1 protein-coding gene is annotated in these 231 nt (G+C 41.1%); it reads right to left on the bottom strand.

Features of this window, described 5'->3' with window-relative positions; translation table 11 throughout:
• Positions 1-231: chorismate mutase (locus tag O4H31_RS19635; RefSeq protein ID WP_269348194.1), on the bottom strand; the 231-nt coding region annotated here is incomplete at both ends.

Here is a 231-nt window from a genome sequence, read left to right as displayed (position 1 = left end):
CGATGATGGTGTGGAAAAGTTTGGTAATGAATTGTGCATCAAGCTGGTATTTATCTTTACCTGAATTGATCAGTTTAACCAGTAGCTGTTGTTCGCGAACGGCATCACGAACGGGTTTTGAGGTTTCTACTTTGCTTTTTGCTACTTCAATACTGAGTTTACGTCGTTCCGATAGCAGGCTTAATAATTGGTCATCTAGCTCGTTGAGTCTTAAACGAATCTCGTCGAGAG

The organism is Sulfitobacter dubius (assembly GCF_027214245.1).
In the GTDB taxonomy this organism is placed as follows: Bacteria; Pseudomonadota; Alphaproteobacteria; order Rhodobacterales; family Rhodobacteraceae; genus Sulfitobacter; species Sulfitobacter dubius_A.
This window is presented reverse-complemented; position numbering and strand designations above follow the sequence as displayed.